At 44.1% G+C, this 22,815-nt stretch carries 16 protein-coding genes; 8 read left to right on the top strand and 8 right to left on the bottom strand.

Annotated elements, in window-relative coordinates:
• Positions 1-31: 31 nt before the first annotated feature.
• From AB4Z08_RS10655 to AB4Z08_RS10645, 3 genes are all read right to left on the bottom strand, one after another.
• Complete coding sequence (locus AB4Z08_RS10655; protein ID WP_441573710.1) at positions 32-1,519, bottom strand: tetratricopeptide repeat protein; 1,488 nt, start codon at positions 1,517-1,519, stop codon at positions 32-34.
• 281 nt (positions 1,520-1,800) lie between these two features.
• Positions 1,801-2,553 carry a zinc ribbon domain-containing protein gene (locus AB4Z08_RS10650; protein WP_079469314.1) on the bottom strand — a complete coding sequence of 251 codons (753 nt, stop codon included), beginning with the start codon at positions 2,551-2,553 and terminating at the stop codon, positions 1,801-1,803.
• Positions 2,554-2,556: 3 nt separating this feature from the next.
• On the bottom strand, positions 2,557-3,651 hold the full coding sequence (locus tag AB4Z08_RS10645) for a Nif3-like dinuclear metal center hexameric protein (protein ID WP_441573709.1): 1,095 nt from the start codon (positions 3,649-3,651) through the stop codon (positions 2,557-2,559).
• 60 nt (positions 3,652-3,711) lie between these two features.
• Here AB4Z08_RS10645 and AB4Z08_RS10640 point away from each other — a divergent pair, with 60 nt between their 5' ends.
• A complete protein-coding gene (locus tag AB4Z08_RS10640; RefSeq protein WP_441573708.1) occupies positions 3,712-5,232 on the top strand; it encodes a carboxypeptidase M32 in 1,521 nt (506 codons plus the stop codon).
• Between the two features lie 75 nt (positions 5,233-5,307).
• On the opposite strand, the gene AB4Z08_RS10635 is transcribed toward AB4Z08_RS10640, so the two are convergent.
• Together AB4Z08_RS10635 and AB4Z08_RS10630 are read right to left on the bottom strand one after the other, a co-directional pair.
• The gene (locus AB4Z08_RS10635; RefSeq protein WP_441573707.1) at positions 5,308-6,000 is read right to left on the bottom strand and encodes a rhodanese-like domain-containing protein; all 693 of its coding nucleotides are present in this window, start codon (positions 5,998-6,000) and stop codon (positions 5,308-5,310) included.
• The gene (locus tag AB4Z08_RS10630) at positions 5,982-6,581 is read right to left on the bottom strand and encodes a methyltransferase (RefSeq protein ID WP_441573706.1); all 600 of its coding nucleotides are present in this window, start codon (positions 6,579-6,581) and stop codon (positions 5,982-5,984) included. Before AB4Z08_RS10630 ends, AB4Z08_RS10635 begins: the two co-directional genes overlap by 19 nt.
• A gap of 128 nt (positions 6,582-6,709) precedes the next feature.
• Here AB4Z08_RS10630 and AB4Z08_RS10625 point away from each other — a divergent pair, with 128 nt between their 5' ends.
• From AB4Z08_RS10625 to AB4Z08_RS10610, 4 genes are all read left to right on the top strand, one after another.
• Positions 6,710-11,584: a PKD domain-containing protein gene (locus AB4Z08_RS10625; RefSeq protein ID WP_441573705.1), complete on the top strand. Its 4,875-nt coding sequence runs from the start codon at positions 6,710-6,712 to the stop codon at positions 11,582-11,584.
• A 160-nt stretch (positions 11,585-11,744) separates the two neighbouring features.
• On the top strand, positions 11,745-14,597 hold the full coding sequence (locus AB4Z08_RS10620) for a PKD domain-containing protein (protein WP_441573704.1): 2,853 nt from the start codon (positions 11,745-11,747) through the stop codon (positions 14,595-14,597).
• An 18-nt stretch (positions 14,598-14,615) separates the two neighbouring features.
• Positions 14,616-15,647 carry a PorP/SprF family type IX secretion system membrane protein gene (locus tag AB4Z08_RS10615; RefSeq protein WP_441573703.1) on the top strand — a complete coding sequence of 344 codons (1,032 nt, stop codon included), beginning with the start codon at positions 14,616-14,618 and terminating at the stop codon, positions 15,645-15,647.
• A gap of 298 nt (positions 15,648-15,945) precedes the next feature.
• Positions 15,946-16,200, top strand: a complete 255-nt coding sequence (locus AB4Z08_RS10610; protein ID WP_441573702.1) for a T9SS type A sorting domain-containing protein — start codon at positions 15,946-15,948, stop codon at positions 16,198-16,200.
• 84 nt (positions 16,201-16,284) lie between these two features.
• Here AB4Z08_RS10610 and AB4Z08_RS10605 read toward each other — a convergent pair whose 3' ends face one another.
• Positions 16,285-17,457 (bottom strand): class I SAM-dependent rRNA methyltransferase, encoded by a 1,173-nt coding sequence (locus AB4Z08_RS10605; protein ID WP_441573701.1) that lies wholly within the window; start codon positions 17,455-17,457, stop codon positions 16,285-16,287.
• Between the two features lie 128 nt (positions 17,458-17,585).
• Between AB4Z08_RS10605 and AB4Z08_RS10600 the strand changes: the two genes are divergently transcribed.
• The 3 genes from AB4Z08_RS10600 to AB4Z08_RS10590 all read left to right on the top strand — a co-directional run bounded on the left by AB4Z08_RS10600 (position 17,586) and on the right by AB4Z08_RS10590 (position 20,457).
• Complete coding sequence (locus AB4Z08_RS10600) at positions 17,586-18,161, top strand: nucleotide exchange factor GrpE (protein ID WP_441573700.1); 576 nt, start codon at positions 17,586-17,588, stop codon at positions 18,159-18,161.
• Between the two features lie 110 nt (positions 18,162-18,271).
• Positions 18,272-19,444 (top strand): molecular chaperone DnaJ, encoded by a 1,173-nt coding sequence (gene dnaJ / locus AB4Z08_RS10595; protein WP_441573699.1) that lies wholly within the window; start codon positions 18,272-18,274, stop codon positions 19,442-19,444.
• A 71-nt stretch (positions 19,445-19,515) separates the two neighbouring features.
• Entirely contained in the window at positions 19,516-20,457 is a 942-nt protein-coding gene (locus AB4Z08_RS10590) for a class I SAM-dependent methyltransferase (protein WP_441573698.1), read from the top strand.
• A gap of 4 nt (positions 20,458-20,461) precedes the next feature.
• On the opposite strand, the gene AB4Z08_RS10585 is transcribed toward AB4Z08_RS10590, so the two are convergent.
• On the bottom strand, positions 20,462-22,207 hold the full coding sequence (locus tag AB4Z08_RS10585) for a YfbK domain-containing protein (RefSeq protein WP_441573697.1): 1,746 nt from the start codon (positions 22,205-22,207) through the stop codon (positions 20,462-20,464).
• Positions 22,208-22,252: 45 nt separating this feature from the next.
• Entirely contained in the window at positions 22,253-22,798 is a 546-nt protein-coding gene (hpt, locus tag AB4Z08_RS10580; RefSeq protein ID WP_441573696.1) for a hypoxanthine phosphoribosyltransferase, read from the bottom strand.
• Positions 22,799-22,815: the final 17 nt, after the last annotated feature.

Genomic DNA, 22,815 nt, shown 5'->3' with positions numbered 1-22,815 from the left:
AGTAAGGAAATTCCTTTATGATGTTGAAAGCTTAGGTTCCATTCACCCGCTGAATGCCTGCTTTGGCACGCTGGTCAAGGGAATTCTTATAATCATGCCCTTTCATGCCCAGACAACGCTGGTAACATTCCAGAGCTTTGGCTTTTTCGTTTCTCTTTTCGTAAATGTAACCCATTTGGAGGGAAGCCCTGGCGGCATAATATTCCGGTCTGTTGCTGCCCACTTTCACCGTTACATCGTACATGGCAATTGCCTGGTCGTCCTGTCCGCTTTCATCGAAAATACGTCCCAAACGATAAGCATATTCCAGTTTATCTTCCATTGCAGGGAAATCGGCTGCTTTTTTTGTCTGCAGCATGCTCAGTGCCTTGGGGAAATACCCGCCATCACTCAGCAACCGCACCCGCAGTAAAAAAGGATTGGGCCACTTACCCGCTTTCGCTTCCTTCAGCGCCTGTTTGTCCGCATCCGTTTCAAGTCCACCTTTCGTCATAATCATGGCCCGGTACTTATCGGCTGCAGCCTGATTCCCTTCCAGGTAATAGTACCAGCTCAGTCGCTGTAAACATTCCTTCACATAAAACTTGCCTTTGAAGTTATTAACAAACCGCTCCAGGTAAATATGCGCATCGGGGTCAAGTTTTGTTAGTTTCAGTAACCCCATTACATAATTGTAATATTGAATATCCGCATACTCTGCGGTATCATTCCGGTCCTCCAGCACCTTTAACCCTACTGCCGCCTTCTGATTGTTAAGCGATAAATTAGCCACCATCAGCGCAAACAGGTAATTATTTTTGGTGTCCAGCTGCTTACGTTGCAGAAATTCCCACGTTTCTTCCGGTTTATTCACAATAAACAACATCAGGTAGCAATAATAGTAATAGGATTCTTCCCTGAACATTTTTGCTTCCGGTGCATTGCTCTCAATGAACTTATTCACATTGGCCATCCCATCCTTCATGCTTCCTTTAAGACCGAGAATATTGGTAATCCACTTATAGCCTTCGGGTATGGTGCCAAATACTGTTTGCATAGCCCCCAGTAAAAGGTTGTTGGGTACAAAATTGGGAAAACGCTGCTGATTGTCTTTCAGCATGATATATGCTTTCCGGATCTCCCAGGTGGCATCCCACTTTTCATCAAACTTTATCTTGATCAGCGCCCACTGGAATTTGATAGCCGCCTGCGTATACAGATAATAAGGAGAATCTTCGGATCCTTCTGCCATCTTATTCAGCCGGAAAGAACGCAGACTCCTTTTCCTGGAATATTCTGCCGGATCTTCATTAAAGAAGAGCGGGAAAAAATCTGCATAGTTATCCAGAAAATAAGGCGCCAGGTTATCCGGATGCTCTTTTTTCTCTGCTTCCAGTAAAGCCTTTCCCGTAGTAAGGCGCAATTGCATAATCGCATCATACGCCTGCTCACAACGGGTATTAAAATCAAATACTTTCTGCCTGGCACTAACATTCAACCCTACACTCAACAAAAGCAACAACGAAAAAATAATACGCATACGGGGAAAAATTCCAGAAATTAAAGGCCAAATCTCACATATCATCTTCCAAATCCCAAATAACAATTCACATTTTTTAAAGTTGCATTGCCCCATCCAATTCCCTGCCATAAAATAAAAGAACTACTACGCAAGGTACCTGCGTAACGGCACCGGACACAAAGCTAATATAATTAGTAAAACAAAACTAAATAAATTAGTATATTTTTTTACCCCCATGCCTACACGAAAAAAGGGCATCCTAAGATGCCCTTTTATTTCTTATAATGACTTTCGCCTGATTAGATAGTCACGGTTGCTTCCAGGTCGTTGTCTACCAGGATACGGCCGCAATGCTCACAAACGATAATCTTTTTGTGCTGACGGATTTCTGCCTGACGCTGAGGAGGAATTGCATTGAAGCAACCACCACAGGAATCACGCTCTACTGTTACCACAGCCAGACCGTTACGGTAGTTCTTACGGATTTTCTCGTAAGCCTGCAGTAAACGTGGATCTACCTTGGTTTTAGCATCTTCACTTTCTTTACGGAAAGCTTTCTCTTCTTTATCTGTTTCGCCAATGATCTTTTCCAGTTCACCTTTCTTATGCTTCAGGTTCGCTTCTTTATCCGCTACTGCTTTCTTAGCTACTTCCAGGACACGGCTCTTCTCTTTAATCTCTTCGTTGGCATCCTTGATATGCTTTTCAGCCAGCTTGATTTCCAGCGCCTGCATCTCCATTTCTTTGGTGATGGCTTCAAACTCACGGTTGTTCTTCACATTATCCTGCTGCTTCTCGTACTTCTTGATCAGCGCTTCAGCCTCTTTGATGGCGTTTTTCTTGCTGGCAACGAAGTCCTGTATACCTTTCATCTCATTCTCAATATGAGACTGGCGGGTGTTCAATCCTTCGATCTCGTCTTCCAGGTCTTTTACCTCCATCGGCAACTCCCCTTTCAGCACCTGGATTCCATCCAGCTTGGAATCAATCTTCTGTAATCTGAGTACAGACGCTAATTTTTCTTCAACGGAGTATTCTTTTACGGTTGCCATGTATTATAAATAATTTACCGGGTTTGTTTTAATCGTAGATTTAAGAGGCGCAAAATTACGGAATTTTTCAGTCAATATATGATAAAATAATTCTACTGTAAACTGCTCACTCTCAAAATGTCCAATATCTGCTATAATTAATTGATTATCAGCGTCAAAAAATTCATGGTATTTAAAATCCGATGATATGTAAGCATCCGCTCCGGCCGCTATCGCCTGCTTTAACAGGAAACTCCCTGCCCCTCCACACAACGCTACCTTTTTAACGGACCGACCCCGCAAAGGGGTATACTTCACACAACCTGTCTGGAACTGCTGCTTCACATATTGTAAAAATTGCATTTCTTCCATGGCCTCCGGTAAAATACCTACCAATCCCGAACCCACCTGCTGATAAGCATTATCCAGACTTACTATGTCATATGCCACTTCTTCATAAGGGTGGCTACTCTGCAAGGCCTGCAAAATTTTACCTTCCAAATATACCGGAAAAATTACTTCCAACTTTATTTCTGCCTCAAAATGTCTTTTTCCGGGCGTCCCGACATATGGATTCGTCCCTTCCGCTCCTTTGAAAGTTCCCTGACCTGCCCCATTAAAGCTGCACTCACTATAATTGCCAATATTCCCGGCCCCTGCCGCAAACAGGGCGCCCCTTACCTTCTCTATATCCGCCTCAGGCACAAATGTGTATAACTTTTTCAGCAATCCCCGCTTCGGCTGCAACACCCGGCACTCCTCCAGTCCCAGCATAGCCGCCATCTGCGCACAGACTCCGTTCCGCACATTATCCAGGTTGGTATGCGCAGCATACACCGCTATATCATTTTTAATGGCCTTAATAGCCACCCTTTCCACGTAATTATTCCCATTAATCTTCTTCAGCCCCCCAAAAACAATCGGATGGTGGGCAATCACCAGGTTACAACCACGCGCTATCGCCTCATCTATCACTGCCTCGGTTGCATCCAGGGTCAACAACACATTCGTTACCTCCCGGTCGGCCTGACCAAAAATAAGCCCCGCATTATCATAACTCTCCTGGTACTGCAAAGGAGCAAACTGCTCAATCACCTGTATGATCTCTTTTATTTTCATATCTGCAAAAATTAATGGTTCATTCCCGGCATCAACTAAATTTGCAAAAAAATAAGTTTTATGCCCGGAAGCAAATCTACAGCAGAACTATATGCGGATTACAAAATAAAAATGCAAAAAATTGCAGACGTAAGAAATGCCCTGGCAGTACTGGGCTGGGATCAGGAAACTTATCTCCCTGAAAAAGGAGCCGGATTCCGCGGTCAGCAAATCACAACCCTCAGCTCCATCGCCCATGAATTATTCACTGCCCCGGAACTGGATGCCGTATTGCTCGCCCTCAAAGGCAATACCACTACCGATGCCGTAGAACAGAAAAATATACTGCTCTCTACAGAAGATTTTGAAAAAAATAAAAAATACCCGGCGGCTTTCGTTGCGGAAATGTCTACTGTCACCAATGAAAGTTATCATGCCTGGATAAAAGCTCGCAAAGCCAACGATTACAACATCTTTGCCCCCGCCCTCTCCAGGATGATCGCTCTGAAAAAACAGGAAGCCGATATCCTTGGTTATGAAGGCCACCCCTATAATGCCCTGCTGAATGAATATGAGAAAGGCGCCAACACCCAAATGCTGGACACTATCTTCAATGAAGTGAAGACTGCCCTATCTCCGCTGCTCACACAAATAGAACAACAACCCACTGTTAACAAAGATTTTCTTCATCTCCATTATAACCGCGATGCACAGTGGAAATTCGGGCTCTCTCTCCTGGAAAACATGGGCTATGATATGCAGGCCGGACGTCAGGATATTTCTGAACACCCGTTTACCACCAGCTTTAATCCACAGGATGTAAGGGTAACCACCCGTATCGATGAAAATGATTTCGGGAACATGACCTGGAGCTGCATCCATGAAGGCGGACATGCACTGTACGAACAGGGACTACCCACAGAACAATATGGACTGCCTTGTGGCGAAGCCACCAGCTTAGGTATCCACGAATCACAGTCACGCCTCTGGGAAAACAATGTAGGCCGCAGCCTTATTTTCTGGCAACATCATTATCCCCGTCTGCAACAACTTTTCCCGGAAAACCTGGGCCAGGTATCACTGGATGATTTCTATAAAGCCATCAATAAAGTGCAGCCCTCACTTATCCGCACGGAAGCAGATGAACTGACTTATCATTTCCATATCATGATCCGCTACGAAATTGAAAAGGGATTGATAGACGGCAGTATTGATGTAAAAGACCTGAAACATACCTGGAATGAATACTACCGTCAATACCTGCACGTAGAAGTACCGGATGATGTACAAGGCGTATTACAGGATATTCACTGGTCCCACGGAAGCTTCGGCTACTTTCCCACCTACTCCCTCGGTAGTTTCTACGCCGCACAATTCTTTACTGCGGCACAAAAACAGGTACCCGGATTAGATAGCAGCATCGCCACTGGTAATTACCAGCCATTGCTGGAATGGTTACGTCATAACATCCATCCTTTCGGCAGATTTTACACCTCTAATGAATTATGTGAAAAAGTAACAGGGAAACAATTGGTATTCGGGGATTTCCTGGAATATGCAAAGAAGAAATACGGCGGGATATACAGCATTAATAGCTTTTAGCAGTTAGCTTTTAGCTTTTAGTAAATGCAGCGGAGATTAATACAATCCTTCGCTGCATTTACTAAAAGCTAACTGCTAGAAGCTAAAAGCTTTATCAAGTTCTTCCAGCGTTATTACTCCTTCCTTTCTCCCCACTTCTTTTCCATCTTTATAAAAAATAAAAGTCGGTAAGCTGCTGGCGTTAATCGCTTTCATAACATCCTGGTCCTTACCGCCATCTACAAATACTTTTTTTACCTGGGTATGTTTCCGGAAGAATTTTTCCAGCACCGGCTCCATCTGCTTACAGGGTGGGCACCAGGCGGCGCCTACATCTGTCAGCACCCATCCTTTTGCAAGTACCGATTTATTATAGTCTGCGATTGTAAGCTGCGGTTGTTTATCTGCCACACCATCTAAAGGCTTGCCCGCCTGCTTCCAGGCATTAATACCCCCTTCCAGTTCTACTACCTGGTCAAATCCGTTTTCCCGCATCCATTTGGCAGCAGCACTACTACGGCCACCACTCAAACAATAGATGTATACCGGCTTTTTCTTGTCCAGGTATTGCACCCTGTCTTTGAATTCCGCTTTCTTTGTATAATCTGCCTGTAACGCATTTGGTAAATGCCCGGTGTTAAATTCACCGGCAGTACGTACATCAAAGACCTGGATGCCAGATTGTTGAATATCCTTATCAAATGCAGCTGCATCTTCAGATTGTTTCTGCTGTGCCCTTAGTGAACTTCCTGCCAGCAATACCATGACTACTAATAAGAATCTGCGCATAATTTTTTTAGTTTCGGTATAAAGTTAATAAACAACTCACAGCCCTGTCTGGCCGGATGCGAATTGTAACAGGGATATAAGGTTTTAAAATCAAAATACGGTGCAAACAATTCCCGGTATTCTGCTTCAGAACCACCAAAAGGCGGACCTTCCTGTGTAAAGCTTCTGTTAAATAATACGCCTGCAAGATGACCACCAGGCTTTAACAGTGAATGCATATGTTTCACATAATCTGCTCTGCGTGAAGGCGGTATGGCACAGAAAAATGTTTGCTCCAAAATAAGATCATAACTACCGGTATGTTCAAAAAAATCTTCTTCCAATATCTTCACACGGGTACGGGCAAACGATTTTTGCAGTTGCTCTACCAGCACCGGAGCAATATCCAGTACGGTAACATCACTGAAAGCCTGTCCCACCAGGTAGGCGGCTTCATAGCTATTCCCTCCACCGGGAACGAGTATACGAACATCCCGGTTATGCACCTGGTCAATATACTCTTTCAACGGAGGCGACACAGCTCCCATATCCCAACTGGTATCTCCGTTAATATACCTGTTATTCCAGTACTGACTATCCATATCCTGAATTCTTTTATGCTAAGTTACGGCCATTCAGCCACATACATAAAACCATCGCTTTTACAAACATTATTGTTATTTTTATACTTTGAATATACCTATGACCGGCCTTAACGCCAACCTATGCCATGAAAAGCCTACTCTATTATTTACGGATTGTCATAAGACATTTTTTTTGTAGTCTGCTGCCTGTAATGGCTGTGGCTTTTTCTGCCCATGCGCAATCAGTATCCATTAAAGCGGATAAACTGGCAGCATGCCCACCGTTCCTGGTTAACTTCACCGCCACGCTGGATGCCGGCTATCAGAGCATTGAATGGGATTTTGGATTAGGTGCAAATGTTACCAACGATCTTACCCCTTCAAAAACATTCCAGAACCCCGGTATTTATCACGTAAAAATGACGGCTACATATGGACCTGCAAATATAATCGTCAAACAGCTTGATATACAGGTGTATAACAAACCAGCCGCCAAATTTACGACCAGCAGTATTAACGGATGCGCACCATACATGGCTACCTTTCAGGATCAGTCAACTCCCGGCGATGGCTCCATTACAGACATCACATGGGATTTCGGCGATGGCGGCGGCGCTGTAGGAGTAAATGTTCCTCATACCTATACGCAAGCCGGAACCTATAATGTCATCAGTGCTGTTACCAACAGCATGGGATGTTCCAGCACCGGCGGCCCTGTATCCGTAAAAGTACAAAGCGCTCCTGCTCCGGTATTTACAGCCGACAGAACACAAAGCTGTACCACTCCTTTTACCGTAAACTTTTTTAATAACACCGTTAATAACTCTCCGGATCCGGTCACCTATACCTGGGATTATGGCGACGGTACCACCGGAACAAGTAACCAGCACACCTATACGAAAGAAGGAAAGTTTACAGTAAAACTAACCGCTACCACCAGCGGCAACTGTTCTGCTCCACTAACCAAAACAGACTATATTGTTATCGCTAAAGTAAAACCAGCATTCACTTTTTCGGCACTTTGCGCAGGACAGAGTATTACCTTTAAAAATACCACTCAGCCAACACCAGATCAGGTAACCTGGGCGTTTCCGGATGGTACCACCCAAACAACCACTGACGCGGTAAAACAATTTACCGCACCAGGTGATTACATTGTGAAGATGCAGGCCACATTGGGAAGCTGTATGGAAGAAGTACAACAAACCATTCACGTAAATCCGGCACCGGATATAGACCCGGTAGCCACACCGGTAAATGCCTGTAATACACCCTTTACCACGCAATTCAGTGCACAATCTTCCAATGCCACGGCATGGAGCTGGAACTTCGGTGATGGTACTACTTCTATTGCAGAAAACCCTTCGCACACATATACCAAAGAAGGAATCTATTCCATCAGTCTGACCGCTACTAACACATTGGGGTGCAGTAAAACAGTCAGCAAACCGAATTACATTAAAATCATAAAGCCAGATCTTTCCATTTATCGCAGTGTTGCGGAAGGTTGTATTCCTTTGTCTGTAGATTTTTATGCAGAAGTAAATATACCGGATCCCATTGTCAGCTATGAGTGGGATTTCGGCGATGGTACTACTTCCACCGCAGCAAAACCTACACATATTTTTACTAAAGAAGGCATCTTCTTCGTCAATTTAAAAGTAACAACTGCTGGCGGTTGTATTGCAACGGGTCAAACAATCATAACAGCAGGTGCCAAGCCAGTAGTTGATTTCAGCGCCACGCCATTGAAATCCTGTGCAAAAGATCCTGTGCAGTTTACCAATCTGTCTGTCCCCCGTGGTACTTCCTGGATCTGGACATTTGTACAGGATAACAGCACCAGTACGCAGGAAAACCCCAATCATCAGTTCAATGAAATTGGTAGTCATGATGTTATCCTGGAAGTAAACAATAACGGCTGCCGGGTACAATTAATTAAAAGAAATTATATCCAGATCATTCCACCAATAGCCCGTTTTGCTACCACACCGGATTGTATTGATCCATATCATCGTAAGTTTACGGATAACTCCACCTTTGGTCCTATTCCTACACCTGTCAAAACATGGCTGTGGGAATTTGGCGAAAACGGTGCTACATCCACGGATCAAAACCCTGACTTCCAATACCAGACCACAGGTATCAAGCAGGTAAAACTCACCATTGATAATGGCATCTGTACCAGTACCTATTCTTCATCCGTGAATATCATAGATGAGAAACCTGTCATTACACCCGACAAACCGAGAATCTGTAAAACCGAAAAAATAAATATCAGTCTTGGGCCACTGAATAACGATAATATCAATGAATACAAATGGGATTGGGGAGATGGTAGTCCAATACAAGCCGTTCCGGCGTTTAATTTTGATCCGACCAAAGGTATTTCCCATCAGTACAATAAAACCGGCACCTTCACCATTAAACTAACCATTACAGATAAAAATGGTTGTACAAAAGATGCGCCTGCTGTATCCATAGATGTAAATGGCAGCGATCCTGATTTTGACTATACCGGCAAAAGATGCAAGGACGAAATTTTTACATTCACCGATAAATCAACTACCAACACCGGCAACCAGATACTCAACTGGGAATGGGATTTTGGTGATGGTAGCAATAAAGAAAGCTATCCCACACAACCGGTGGGTATTAAACATACCTATACTAACGCCAACGATTATACGGTTTCATTAACGGTAACAGATAAATTCAGCTGCATATCAAAAGTGCAGAAAGTAATCCAGTTTGATCGGGTAAAAGCCGATTTCATGGTGCCATCGAACATTGCCTGCCTGGGCAAATCATTTACTTTCGTAGATCAGTCACAGGGCAACGTACAAACGTATGCCTGGGATTTTGGTGACAACACTACCGGTACCGGAAACAAACCGGTAAAAATATACAACGCACCGGGTAAGTACAACGTGGTATTAAAAGTAACCACCACAGCCGGCTGTACAGATGAAATCACCAAAACAAATGTGATCACTGTACCTGACCCCAAAGCATCATTCACCATTCCTGATGACCTGGATTTATGTCCACCGGTAAAAGTATTATTTACCAATACCTCCACAGATTATAAAAATGCCGCCTGGGATTTCGGGGATAATGGTACTTCCACCAAAAACAATCCTGACGTACATATTTACGCACGCGTCAGAACATACAATGTGACTCTCACGGTATACTCGGAAGGCGGTTGCTCCAGTACTGCAACACTTCCTATCACCATCAAAGGCCCTGATGGCACCATGAAAACCACTCCCACACAAGGTTGTGTGCCGCTGGGCGTTAGTATCAGTGCCACCTCTGTTAAAACAGATAGTTATATGTGGGACTTTGATGATGGTACAGTATTGACTTCCACCACCGCAGTGTCTCCACCACATACCTACGTAAAACCTGGCATTTATTATCCCCGCGTATCACTGCTGGATAACCAGGGATGCGTGGTGAAAGCAGAAGGAAATGATAAAATCATTGTGGATAAAGCAACAGCTGATTTTACAACAAATGATTTCCAGGCTTGTGGCGGCGGCCTGGTAACATTTACCAATAAAAGTAAAACGCTGACAAAAGACTCGCTGGCACTTGATTTCGCTAATGCGTGGAATTTCGGGGTACCGGGCAATCCTGATAACACTGCCAGCACTACAGACGGAAAATTCACCTATCCACAGCCGGGAACAACGAATGTAAAACTTGTAGTAACAAGCGCGTACGGATGTACAGATGAAAAAACACTGCCGGTAGTTATTCCTCCACAGCCGGTAGCAGTGATAGCACCTATTTTACCATTATGCGTATCTGGTAAAATACAATTGTCCGGCAGTGATACTAAAAACATACCGGGTACAAAATGGCTATGGCAGGTAGGTACCGATAAAACATTTAATCAGCAGGTGCCTCCTGAAATCACGTTGAACAGTACGGGTACGGTGCCGGTAGTGTTAACAATCACCAACAGCGATGGTTCCTGTCCAGCCACTACCAATGCCAGTATGGTGGTAAACCCTTCACCGATTCTGAATCCTTCACCTGGCAGTGCAGAAATCTGCCGTGGAGCGGTACTTCAACTACAGGCTAATACCACTGCCAATGTTCAGGTACAATGGACAAATTATAATATTTCTGATGCCACCAATGTTTCTCCACAGGTAAAACCAGATATAGATACCGTGTATCACATTACAGCTACTAACGAATATGGTTGTACGAATCAGGGAGAAATACCAGTGAAGGTGACGCAGCCTTTTCGTATTTATGCACAGGACCAGGAAATATGCGCAGGCGAAAGCGTAAAAATGAATGCAGGCGGAGCACTACGCTACCAGTGGATTCCAGCGCGGGGCCTGAACCGGCCAGATATCCCGGATCCGGTAGCTACACCGGACGGCAATATTACTTACCAGGTAGTAGGATATAATAACAGCACTTGTTTCACGGATACCGCACTCGCCAGAATATATGTACGTGATGCCCCGGTAATAAATGCCGGCCCGGATATCGTAACGGCTACTGGTTCCGTGATACCATTGCCGGTGAAAGGCAGCACGGACATTATTAAAATAGAATGGACGCCGATGAAGGGACTCAACTGTTACGATTGCCTGTCGCCTACTGCTACCCCTACAGATGATATTACCTATCATGTAAAGGTGACGAATCAGTTTGGTTGTGTGAGCACAGATGATATTGCATTGAAACTGGTATGTGATGAAGGCAGCATCTTCATTCCCAATAGCTTCTCCCCTAACGGAGATGGCCAGAATGATGTTTTTTATGTGCGTGGACAGGGAATGCAGACCATCCGCGTTTTCAGAATATTCAACCGTTGGGGACAAGTAGTGTTTGAGCGTACCGGTGTTAATTCAAATGACCCTACCAAAGGTTGGGATGGCCGGTATAAAGGAGTCATATTGAATCCTGATGTATTTGTTTACTACGTAGAAATCGTCTGCGATAAGGGTGCAGTGAATTTATTGAAAGGCAACGTTACCCTTATCAGATAACAACAGATTTTCACATTTTTCGGCACCTGAAAGGTGTTTTATGCCTCTAAAAGGGTATAAAACACCTCCAATATCAAAAAATTTGAAAATCAAAAAATTTATATATGTAATTTTTGTTAATTTGTGGAGCTATTCAGTTAATGGAAAACCTGTGTACCCTATGAAATACCTACAGGCAAAGTGTTTATGTACATTGCTGCTCCTGATATCTCTATTGCAGGCAAACAACTTATTGGCGCAGAAAGCGGACTTTACCTATACAGCTGCACCGGGCAACCTATGTACACCCGTTACTATTACTATAAAAAATACCAGCACCGGCACTCCACTTACCTATAATTGGGATTTTGGCGATGGCAGAACATCGCATGATGTTGATCCACAGGTGACTTACACCACCGGCGGGCCTATAAAAATTACACTGGAAGCGAAATACCAGGTAATCGGTGGTGTAGCTACCAGCACTTATTATCGCACAATGGTAATAGGCAGTACCCCTCAGGTATCTTTTTCTGCGGATGTTACCAAAAGCTGCAAAGTATTCAGCGCTAATTTTACTGACGCCACACTGGATGCTACCAGCCGCACCTGGGATTTTGGTGATGGCACCGTTATTACCACCAGCAATGCCTATATATCACATAATTATACGCGCGCCGGCAAATTTGATGTCACCCTTTCCGTTACTAACAGCAACGGCTGTACGGCCACATTAAAAAAGCCAGCCTATATCGATATCTCACTACCTGATATCACACTTTCTTCACCGCTGTCGGGCTGTGTACCTTATACGGCAGCCTTTACCGCCACCTCCGCCAATAGTGTCAATGATCCGGTTACTTCATGGACGTGGAACTTCGGAGATGGAAATACACAAACAACTACTAACGGCAATGTAAATCACATTTTTACACAAACCGGCACTTATAATATAGGCGTTACCGTTACTACGCAAAATCAATGTGTTATCACCAAATCATTCGATAAATACGTACACACCGGCAACCCGCCCACCAATGTAAGTTTCAGCGTATCACCCACCAGTACCTGTGTGGGAGATCCGGTAAGACTGCTGGCCAACGCTAATTACGCAGATACCTATAGCTGGGATTTTGGTGATGGTACTACAGATGAGGGCAGTAATAATGACATCAGGCATTCATTCAATGCCAACGGTACACTGACCGTTAAAATGAAAGCTGGCAGCAATGGCTGTTTCACCGCTGCAACGCCTGCCCAGGTAGTAGTAACCGGCCCGGTATCACAATTCAATGTGGTACGCGACTGTACCGACAAAAGCAAATTCATCTTTACCAATAACTCCATCGGCATTAATGCTAACACCACCTATGAGTGGGACTTCGGGGATAACACTCCTTTGCTGAATACCAAAGATGCAGTACATAATTATACCACTCCTGGCAATTATACGGTTCGTCTTACTATCGGAGAGAACGGCAATAACTGTCACCATAGCAGCTTTCGGAGCATCTATTATTTCAGGGCAGATTTCACTGCCGGTGTCAGTTCTATCTGTCGTGGCAGCAAAGCGACCTATGAAGTGCTGAATGTACCACTGGGACTGGTATCGAGTTATACCTGGCAGTTTGGAGATGGAGAAGTATATACCACTACTAACCAAACGTACGTAAAAACATGGGTAGCAAAAGGCTCCTATAGTAATCAGCTAACGATTCATTATAAGGATGCCGCGTATTGCGATGACATTGTCACAAAGCCAAACGATATTAATATACTGGCACCACAAGCCGATTTTACAACAGGTCCCGCTACCTGCGCAGGTCAACCGGTATCTTTTATTAACAACACCATTACCTCTCCCAATATCCCCATCACCAACTGGAGCTGGGACCTGGGTAACGGACAAAAATCTACTTCGCAAACACCTCCTGGCACAAAGTATACTGCTTCCGGCGGACAGGCGATTAAACTGGTCGTAACAGATGCACGCAACTGTATGGACTCGGTGAGTAAAACTATTACTATTCATCCCACTCCTTTTGTGAAAGCAACTGCCAAACAACCTAAAATATGTGAAGGTAATAGTGTTGACCTCAACGCATTGTCTGACGGCACCGTGCAATGGCTTTCTGCCAGTACTCTGAGCTGCGTTTTCTGTACCGATCCCGTGGCTACTCCTGTGATTAATACCCGCTACCTGGTACAGGCATCTAACGTGTACGGGTGTACGGTATTTGATTCCACCGATGTGGCAGTCGTTCCAAAAGTCAATCTCACCGTGAGCAAGGATACCCTCGTTTGTTATGGTTCTTCCATACAAATAAGAGCTACCGGGGCTGCCATCTATAACTGGACACCGGTGACCGGCTTAACCAATAATACCATTGCTGATCCTTTTGCAACGCCGTCTACGGACATTACCTACCAGGTAACCGGGACAAACGATGCGCTGTGCCCGATGAGTGCACCGCTTTCTGTTAAAATAGCGGTTAAACCGGTACCAGAGGTCAGTGCAGGCAAAGATCAAACGGTGATGGTAGGCGATGTGGTAAAGCTGATGGCCAGCGGAAGTGCAGATATCATAAGCTGGAAATGGAGTCCGGAAGATTACCTGGATAATACCACTTCTCCTTATGTAACCGCTGCCATACGCAAGCCTATATCTTACAGTATTACCGGAACAAACCAGTATGGTTGCAGGAAAACAGATGTGATGAATGTGGACTTGATCTGCAATACAGATGTGGTGTTTATACCCAATACCTTCAGTCCTAACGGCGATGGACAGAATGATATTTTCTATCCCCGTGGAAAAGGTATCAACTTTATTAAATCCTTTCGCATTTTCAATCGTTGGGGACAGGAAGTATTCCATCGGGAACGAATCAATATAGACGATATCAGCGCAGGATGGAACGGCTCCTTCAATGGTAAACCGCAGGCCTCCGATGTATATATTTATTTCATCGAAGCATATTGCGATACCAACGAATTTTTCCAGCTGAAAGGCAATGTAACATTACTAAGATAATTATTTAACCTGGCAACCATGAAAACCGTATACCGCATATTACTGGCGATAGTTTGCATAACAGGTGCAACACAATTGTATGCACAGGATATACACCTCTCACAGTTCTATGAAACACCTATACTCCGCAATCCTGCGCTGATAGGCATTTTCAACGGAGATGTGCGTGTGCAGGCTGTTTACCGTAATCAATGGAACAGTGTTACTGTTCCCTATCAGACAGGCACCGTGAGTGGTGAAATAAAATTCCCTGTAGGTCGTAGTAACGACTACGTCACTACGGGTTTGCAACTCACCTACGACCGGGCGGGGACCTCCAAATTACAGTCTACACAAATCTTTCCAGCCATCAACTATCATAAATCACTCAATGAAGATAAAAGCAGTTTCCTGTCTTTGGGTTTTATGGGTGGTTTTGTGCAGCGTCAGTTTGATCCTACCAACATGACCTTCAATAACCAATATACCAGCGGCCGGTTTGATCCGGCGGCGCCTACCGGCGAAGAAGGCAAGCTGGCATTCAAAGGCTACAGCTACCTGGATGCTGGTGTGGGTATAAGTTATAACAGTGTGATAGGAGAAGACGTGAATTACTTTATCGGAGCCGGCTATTTCCATTTTAACCGGGCTAAAATTTCTTTCTACCATGACCAGAATATTGAATTGCAGCCGAAGCTGACATTTAATGCGGGTATTACCATACCAGTGGATGAAAGAGTAAAAGTGATTGCACACTACAATCAGTTGCATCAGGGCACCTATTCGGAATACATTGGAGGTGCTTTGATTGGATATGGTCTCATGAATCAGGGACTGGAGTCAACCCGGGCTATTTATGGCGGTCTCTTCCTTAGATGGAATGATGCCATTATTCCTACTATTAAGATAGATATGGATAAATATGAAATAGGAATGAGTTACGACACTAATATTTCGAAACTGAGAACCGCCAGTCAGACATTCGGAGGCTTTGAAATATCGTTGGTTTTCAAGGGATTCCTGAACAGCCGGAACTCAACCCTGGAAAGTGTCAACTGTCCTCGGTTTTAAATGAATGATAATCAATTGTTTATAAAAAATGTTATCAAGCGTTAAAATTTACATAAAAAAGGGAGAATCGCTAACAAAATGGCAGGTGGTTTGTTATTTTTATGTGGAAACAATGGCACTTAGATGAGCTGAATTTATCAAACAAAAATTAGGAAATATTTGAAAAAAACTTTATTTTTATAATACTATGTGGAAAACCTCTACCCTTATTCTCATAACGGTTTTCAGCTTGCTCTCATTAGTTGGCAAGGCTCAAAGCGATAAATCCCAACCAGGTCAGGACGGGGGTGTTAAAAACGTGAGCAAAATAGTGAAGTTGTACCCTAATCCTGCTACTACCAATATTAACTTTGTCATTCAACAACACAATAACGATCAGGTGTATGATCTTATTGTATATAATTTTCTGGGAAAGAAAATAGATCAGTTGAAAGGCGTTGGTGCACGCACTACTATGAATCTGGATAATTACTATAATGGTATTTACATATTCCAGTTACGTGATCAAAGAGGCAATCTGATTGAATCCGGAAAATTCAACGTCGTCAAATAGTTTACATCTGGCATCAAAATAAAAAAGGAAAAGTCACGATTTACATCGTGACTTTTCCTTTTTTATTTTGATGCTGTAAGCTGATCAGGATACTTCCACGATCAGGAACTTCAGGTACGTAGTGTTCTCTATGTTTCTTAAAATAGGGTGATCCTGTGCCTGTGTCTGGAAAGTTACCTGGCGCAATCTCTTCTTCGCATCTTTGGCAGCTGCATCAATAGTCTGCAGGAACAGATCAGGTGATACCAGGTTGGTACAGGAAGCTGTTACCAGGAATCCACCAGGCTTCAGCAGCTTCATTCCACGCAGATTAATTTCTTTATATCCAGTTACTGCTTTCTGGATATTCTCACGGCTTTTGGTGAAAGCCGGCGGATCCAGGATCACTACATCAAATTTCTTTTCTTCCCTGGTCCATTGTTTCAGCTGATCAAATGCGTTGACCGCCTGGAACTGACAAATATCCTGCAGATTATTGAGTTCCGCATTTTTGCGTGCGGTAGCTACTGCTGTTTCCGAAATATCCAGTCCCAGTACGCTTTTAGCGCCATAAAATCCCGCATGACAGGAGAAGGTACCAGTATAACAGAATGCTTCCATTACATCTGCACCTTTAACGATATGCTTAATCTCACGGCGGTTATCCTGCTGATCCAGGAAATAGCCGGTCTTCTGGCCATTTACGATATCCACATGAAACCGGAGTCCGTTTTCATTAATAATAAGATTGGTATCAAAAGGCGCGCTGAGGAAGCCCTTTTGCTGGGTCATTCCTTCCAATTCCCTTACTGGTACGTCATTCCTTTCGTAAATACCTTTCGGTGAAAAAATGCGGTTGATAGCATCTACGATGGCATCTTTCCATTTTTCCATACCCAGGGCCAGTGTCTGAATAACAAAGTAATCATTGAACTTATCGATTACCAGCGCAGGCATGTCGTCTGCTTCACCATATACCAGGCGGCAGTTTTCCACATAACCCAGCTTCTGCCGGTATTCCCAGCATTTCAACAGGCGGCGGTAAAAGAACTCCGGATTTATTTCTTCGTTCTTATCACGGGTCAGCAGGCGAACCAGTATCTGGGATTGAGGATTGATATAACCACGACCCAGGAAAAAACCTTTATGCGTATATACATCTACAATATCACCGGCATTTACATCTCCTTTTATTTCGGCTACTTCGTTGCCAAAAATCCAGGGATGCCCTTGTAATACCCTGTTTTGTATCTGCTTCTTTAAAAAAACTTTAGTCATTTATTGTATTTCGAGGTGCAAAGGTAGCTATTTAGCACTTAGCATAGCTGCAATTCTGCCTTTTTGTCGCCTAAACCGCTGTTGGCAAAGAAATTGACTGGTTACCCCGCAGACAATTATTACTTATTATGACAGAAAACGAAAAAGACATGCAGACAAACGGACAGGCTAACACTGGTAGCGAAAACGAGAAAAGCATGCCAGAAGAAAATATAAGCGATAGTTCAAATACGAATAATGAGTCAGATGAAGTGACGGAGCTGGAGAAGAAAGAACAGGAAGTAAACGAAATACGCGATAAATATCTCAGACTGCAGGCAGAATTTGACAACTATCGTAAACGTACTGCCAGGGAACGTATAGAACTTATGCAAACAGCCAGTAAAGAAGTTATCATATCTTTGCTGGATGTATTGGACGATAGCGACAGGGCTTCCAAACAATTAGAAAACGCTACTGACTTTGAAGCCGTTAAAGACGGTATCCTGCTGGTGTTTAATAAATTGAAAGCTACCCTGCAAGCAAAAGGACTGAAGCCAATGGAGAGTATCCACACCTCGTTTGATCCCGATTTACAGGAAGCGATTACAGAAATACCTGCTCCCACACCAGAACTGGTTGGAAAGGTAGTAGACGTATTGCAACCTGGTTATTACCTGAGTGACAAATTAATACGTCATGCTAAGGTGATTGTGGGCAAATAAAATGACGATGTGGCATAATCTCTAATGATTGCCTGTACAAAGCTGACGTAAAACAATTTTTTTACCGAAACAAAAGCTGGTGCCTGCACCAGCATTAAGTGATTTTTATAATGTCTACCAAGAGAGATTATTACGAAATACTGGTTGTTACCAAATCGGCCTCCCAGGATGAGATTAAAAAGGCTTACCGTAAGGTAGCCATGCAGTTTCACCCTGACCGCAACCCAAACAACAAAGAGGCGGAAGATAAATTCAAAGAAGCAGCTGAAGCTTATGAAGTATTAAGCGATCCTGATAAAAGGGCGCAATACGACCGCTTTGGCCATGCAGGCATGAATGGTAACCGTGGCGGCGGTGGATATGGTGGTGGTGGAATGAACATGGATGACATCTTCTCCAACTTCGGTGACATCTTTGGTAGCGATGATATTTTCGGAAGCTTTTTTGGCGGTGGTGGCGCCCGTGGTGGTGGAAACCGCCGTGGACGTGGTACACGTGGTTCGAATCTCCGGGTAAAAATCCGTCTCACCTATGAAGAGATCGCTAAAGGCGCCAACAAAAAAATAAAAGTAAAAAAATATGTACCCTGCCAACATTGTGGAGGCCTGGGTGCTAAAGATAAAAATGCATTCCAGTCATGTAATACCTGCGGCGGTTCCGGCCAGGTAAGGAAAGTAACACAAACTTTCCTCGGACAAATGCAAACCGTTACCACTTGCCCTACCTGTCATGGTGAAGGCCAGATCATCACCAGCAAATGTGGTCACTGTAAAGGTGAAGGTCGCATGTATGGTGAAGAAATGGTTAGCATCGACATCCCGGCAGGCGTACAGGAAGGCATGCAACTGAGCATGAGCGGCAAAGGTAATGCAGGTGAAAGAGGCGGCGCCCCCGGCGATCTGCTGATCCTCATCGAGGAAGAACCACATGCAGAACTGCAACGCGATGGACTCAATGTAGCTTACGATCTGCACATCTCTTTCCCGGATGCAGTGTACGGCACCTCCCTGGAAGTGCCTACCATTGACGGTAAAGCCAAAATAAAAATCCCTGCCGGTACTCAAAGCGGTAAAATATTCCGCCTGAAAGGCAAAGGATTCCCTTCTGTTAATTCCTACGAAAAAGGCGATCAGCTGATTCATGTGAATGTATGGACACCACAAACGGTGACCTCAGAAGAAAAAGAAATGCTCGATAAATTACAGTCCTCCGATAACTTTAAACCTAATCCCGAAAAATCTGAAAAAGGATTTTTTGAGAAAGTAAGAGATATTTTTAGCTGAGGATAAAAAGATAGTTTGAAACGGAGGGGAAGGCCGAAAAGCCTTCCCCTCTGCTTTAATAAAAAGTACACATGGATTCTAAACTGCAGATGTTCGAAAACCGGCTCACGAAAGTATTCCGGCATATTTCCAAACTGGCCAGACGGCAAARTATTACCTGTTACCGGGTATATGATGACGATATCCCTGAATTCCCCTTCAGCATTGAAATGTATGAAGATCATGTGTACATCGCAGAATACAACCGTAAACATGGCATGGAAGAAGATGCCCACGAAGAGTGGCTCGATACCTGCCTGGAACTGATCAGTAAAGTATTAGAAGTAGCCCCCAACAAAATTTGGGTGAAACAACGGCAACGTAAGGAAAACAGAAAAAGCCAGTATGAAAAACTCAGCCTGGAAAGTCATATCATGACTGCCTATGAAGCCGGGCTCCAATTTAAAGTAAACCTCTCCGATTACCTCGATACCGGCTTATTCCTTGACCATCGCATTACGCGCGGCATGATAAGGGAAGAAGTAAAAGATAAAAAGGTACTCAACCTTTTCTGCTATACCGGATCATTCTCCGTGTATGCCGCCGCAGGTGGTGCAGCAGAAGTCACTTCTGTAGATCTTTCTAAAACCTACCTCTCGTGGGCAGAAGAAAATATGCGGCTCAATGGATTTGATAGTCCCAAACATACTTTTGTACATGCCGATGTACTACAGTACCTCGATACATTGAAACTGAATACCTACGACCTGGTTATCATAGACCCTCCAACATTTTCCAACAGTAAACGGATGAAGGATTTCCTGGATGTACAGCGGGATCACGCAGATATGCTCAACAAAGTATTACTGGCTACGAAAAAAGACGGCGTGGTGTATTTCAGTAATAACTATCGCAGGTTTGTGATGGAAACGGAAAAGATCAATGCTGCCAGTATAAAGGATATTACCAATCAAACCCTCCCTTTTGATTTTCAGCAGAAGTTAATCAGGAAGTGCTATCGCCTGATAAAATAGGTGCCTAATGCTTTCCTTTACGCATCATTTTTACCATCTTTAGAAACTCCTGCCGGTAATGACCATTGTCATCGCCGAGAGCATGACGTGCTATTTGTATCACCATGTCTGTATTGCCGGTACCGCAATAAGACGATTTTCGCAATACCATACCAAACAATGCTACTGCTGTTGCAAAACGGCAATCATCCGATGCTTTGTCAAAATTTTTCAGCGCTGCAGGAATAATACCGGGTAAGTACTTTACTGTGGTGTCCTGCGGATCGCGATAGGTTATTCTTACATGAGCAAGCAGCGTATCCTCTACTGGTGCTGCTGTTGCAGGTATTATTTCATATAACGCCACAGAGCAATGCCCGCTGCCTATCACTCCTCCGTTGTATTCACTTTTCATCGTAGTATCTGCCGGCAGGATTTTATTTTCATAACCAATAAGTCTATACGATTTTACCAGGGCAGGATTAAACCATACTTCCGACTGCACATCGCGGGCAATCGTAAACAGGGTGCTGCCGAATTCACGGGCAAATATTTTATTGGCTTCTTCCAGATCATCTATATACGCAAAGTTACCATTCCCTTTGCTGGACAAGGATTGCAGCTTGGAGTCCTTATAATTCTTCATCCCAAATCCTAAGCAGGTCAACAGTACACCGCTTTCTTTCTGCTGTAGAATCAGCTGTTCCATTTCCTCATCGCTGCTGAGGCCCACGTTGAAATCACCATCGGTAGCCAGTATTACGCGGTTATTGCCGTCTGGAATATATTGTTCTGCTGCAATGCGGTAAGCCATTTTTATAGCGGCTTCGCCGGCGGTAGATCCTCCGGCATTCAGATTGTCGATGGCATTTAGAATTTTGGCTTTCTGATCACCGGGGGTAGCTGGCAGCATCACACCAGGTTCACCGGCATAAGCTACGATGGCTACTTTATCTGTCGGACGGAGGTTATTGACCAGGATACGAAATGCAGCCTGTAGTAAAGGCAATTTATTAGGTGTCCCCATAGAACCCGAAACATCTATGAGGAAAACGAGGTTGCTGGCGGGAAAACTGTCTGTTTCCAGTGCACGGGCCCTGATAGCAATCTGAAGGAGACGGTGGCTGGTTTCCCAGGGACAGCTAGTATAGTTACTATACAGGGCCATACTTTGACCCGCTAACGGCAACGGGTAATCGTAATGAAAGTAATTGATCATCTCCTCAATTCTTACGGCATCCACCGGTACGGGCTCTTTGAGGCGCAGAAAGCGGCGGATATTACTGTAGGCGGCTCTATCTACGTCAATGGCGAAGGAAGACAAAGGATGGCTGTCTGTACGCACAAATTTATTTTCGTAGATGGCGCCGTAAGTTTCATTGTAAAAGGAATGAATACCCATACTGGTATTACCATAGTTCGGATTGCTACTATGCAGCATTTTAGATCTGGCTTTGGCCATGGCAATAGGGTCAGTATCTTTTCGTACAGGCGATAACGTTACTAGCAGTCTGTCGGATTTACTCACCGTTATCTCTTTGGGTAGATAACCGTTTTGTGTGAGCAATAGTTTGGCGGTAGCCCTGGGGATTACAATTCTAAAAAGACCGAAAGCGTTTGTGACCACATTAGCTGTGTCATCCATCACCTTCACCTGTACGCCGGAAACGGGGCGATGTGATATACTGTCTTCGACCGCTCCCGATACCCAGATTGTTTGCGCTTGCAGCCCTCCACCCCAAAACAATAAGAGTAAAAGGAATTTCTGCATGTATTAAGATAAGATTTTTTCCGGGCACTTGCCCGGAAAAAATAATTATTCTGCAGATTCTACCAGCTGGTAAATAGCGGGTAAATTCCGGCCCAGGCCATCATAGTCAAGTCCATATCCTAACAGGAATTTATCAGGTACGGAAAAACCGAGGTAGTCAATTTTAATGGGATGTACCATTGCATCAGGCTTGGTGAGCAGGGAGGCAACGATCAGTTTTTTCGGCTGCTGATGTTCCAGCTGAGGGAGAAACTGGCTCATGGTTTTACCGGTATCCACAATATCTTCCAGGATTACCACGGTACGGCCAAAGAGGTCTTCATCCAAACCTATGGCCTGTACTACATTGCCGGTTGATTTAGTCCCTTTATAGGAAGCCAGTTTAATGAAGGAAATCTCCGCCTCTATAGTGAGGTACTTAAACATATCTGCGGCAAACATAAATGAGCCATTCAGAATGGCAATGAACAAAGGGCGCTCTCCCTCCAGATCTTTATTAATTTGTTCCGCCATTTCCTTAATTCGCTGCTGCAATTCTATAGCACTGATGTAGGGCTGGAACTGCTTGTCATGCACTTTGATTACCGACATAATACTTCTACATTTCC

This window comes from Chitinophaga sp. RAB17 (assembly GCF_052114225.1).
GTDB lineage: Bacteria > Bacteroidota > Bacteroidia > Chitinophagales > Chitinophagaceae > Chitinophaga.
Note: the sequence above shows the minus strand (reverse complement) of the source record. Positions and strands in the feature narration are given on the sequence as shown.

Bases quoted from the DNA above. Each gene is read 5' to 3' on its own strand.
- AB4Z08_RS10655 (WP_441573710.1), bottom strand. From the start codon at position 1,519: ATGCGTATTATTTTTTCGTTGTTGCTTTTGTTGAGTGTAGGGTTGAAT.
- AB4Z08_RS10650 (WP_079469314.1), bottom strand. From the start codon at position 2,553: ATGGCAACCGTAAAAGAATACTCCGTTGAAGAAAAATTAGCGTCTGTA.
- AB4Z08_RS10645 (WP_441573709.1), bottom strand. From the start codon at position 3,651: ATGAAAATAAAAGAGATCATACAGGTGATTGAGCAGTTTGCTCCTTTG.
- AB4Z08_RS10640 (WP_441573708.1), top strand. From the start codon at position 3,712: ATGCCCGGAAGCAAATCTACAGCAGAACTATATGCGGATTACAAAATA.
- AB4Z08_RS10635 (WP_441573707.1), bottom strand. From the start codon at position 6,000: ATGCGCAGATTCTTATTAGTAGTCATGGTATTGCTGGCAGGAAGTTCA.
- AB4Z08_RS10630 (WP_441573706.1), bottom strand. From the start codon at position 6,581: ATGGATAGTCAGTACTGGAATAACAGGTATATTAACGGAGATACCAGT.
- AB4Z08_RS10625 (WP_441573705.1), top strand. From the start codon at position 6,710: ATGAAAAGCCTACTCTATTATTTACGGATTGTCATAAGACATTTTTTT.
- AB4Z08_RS10620 (WP_441573704.1), top strand. From the start codon at position 11,745: ATGAAATACCTACAGGCAAAGTGTTTATGTACATTGCTGCTCCTGATA.
- AB4Z08_RS10615 (WP_441573703.1), top strand. From the start codon at position 14,616: ATGAAAACCGTATACCGCATATTACTGGCGATAGTTTGCATAACAGGT.
- AB4Z08_RS10605 (WP_441573701.1), bottom strand. From the start codon at position 17,457: ATGACTAAAGTTTTTTTAAAGAAGCAGATACAAAACAGGGTATTACAA.
- AB4Z08_RS10600 (WP_441573700.1), top strand. From the start codon at position 17,586: ATGACAGAAAACGAAAAAGACATGCAGACAAACGGACAGGCTAACACT.
- dnaJ (WP_441573699.1), top strand. From the start codon at position 18,272: ATGTCTACCAAGAGAGATTATTACGAAATACTGGTTGTTACCAAATCG.
- AB4Z08_RS10585 (WP_441573697.1), bottom strand. From the start codon at position 22,207: ATGCAGAAATTCCTTTTACTCTTATTGTTTTGGGGTGGAGGGCTGCAA.
- hpt (WP_441573696.1), bottom strand. From the start codon at position 22,798: ATGTCGGTAATCAAAGTGCATGACAAGCAGTTCCAGCCCTACATCAGT.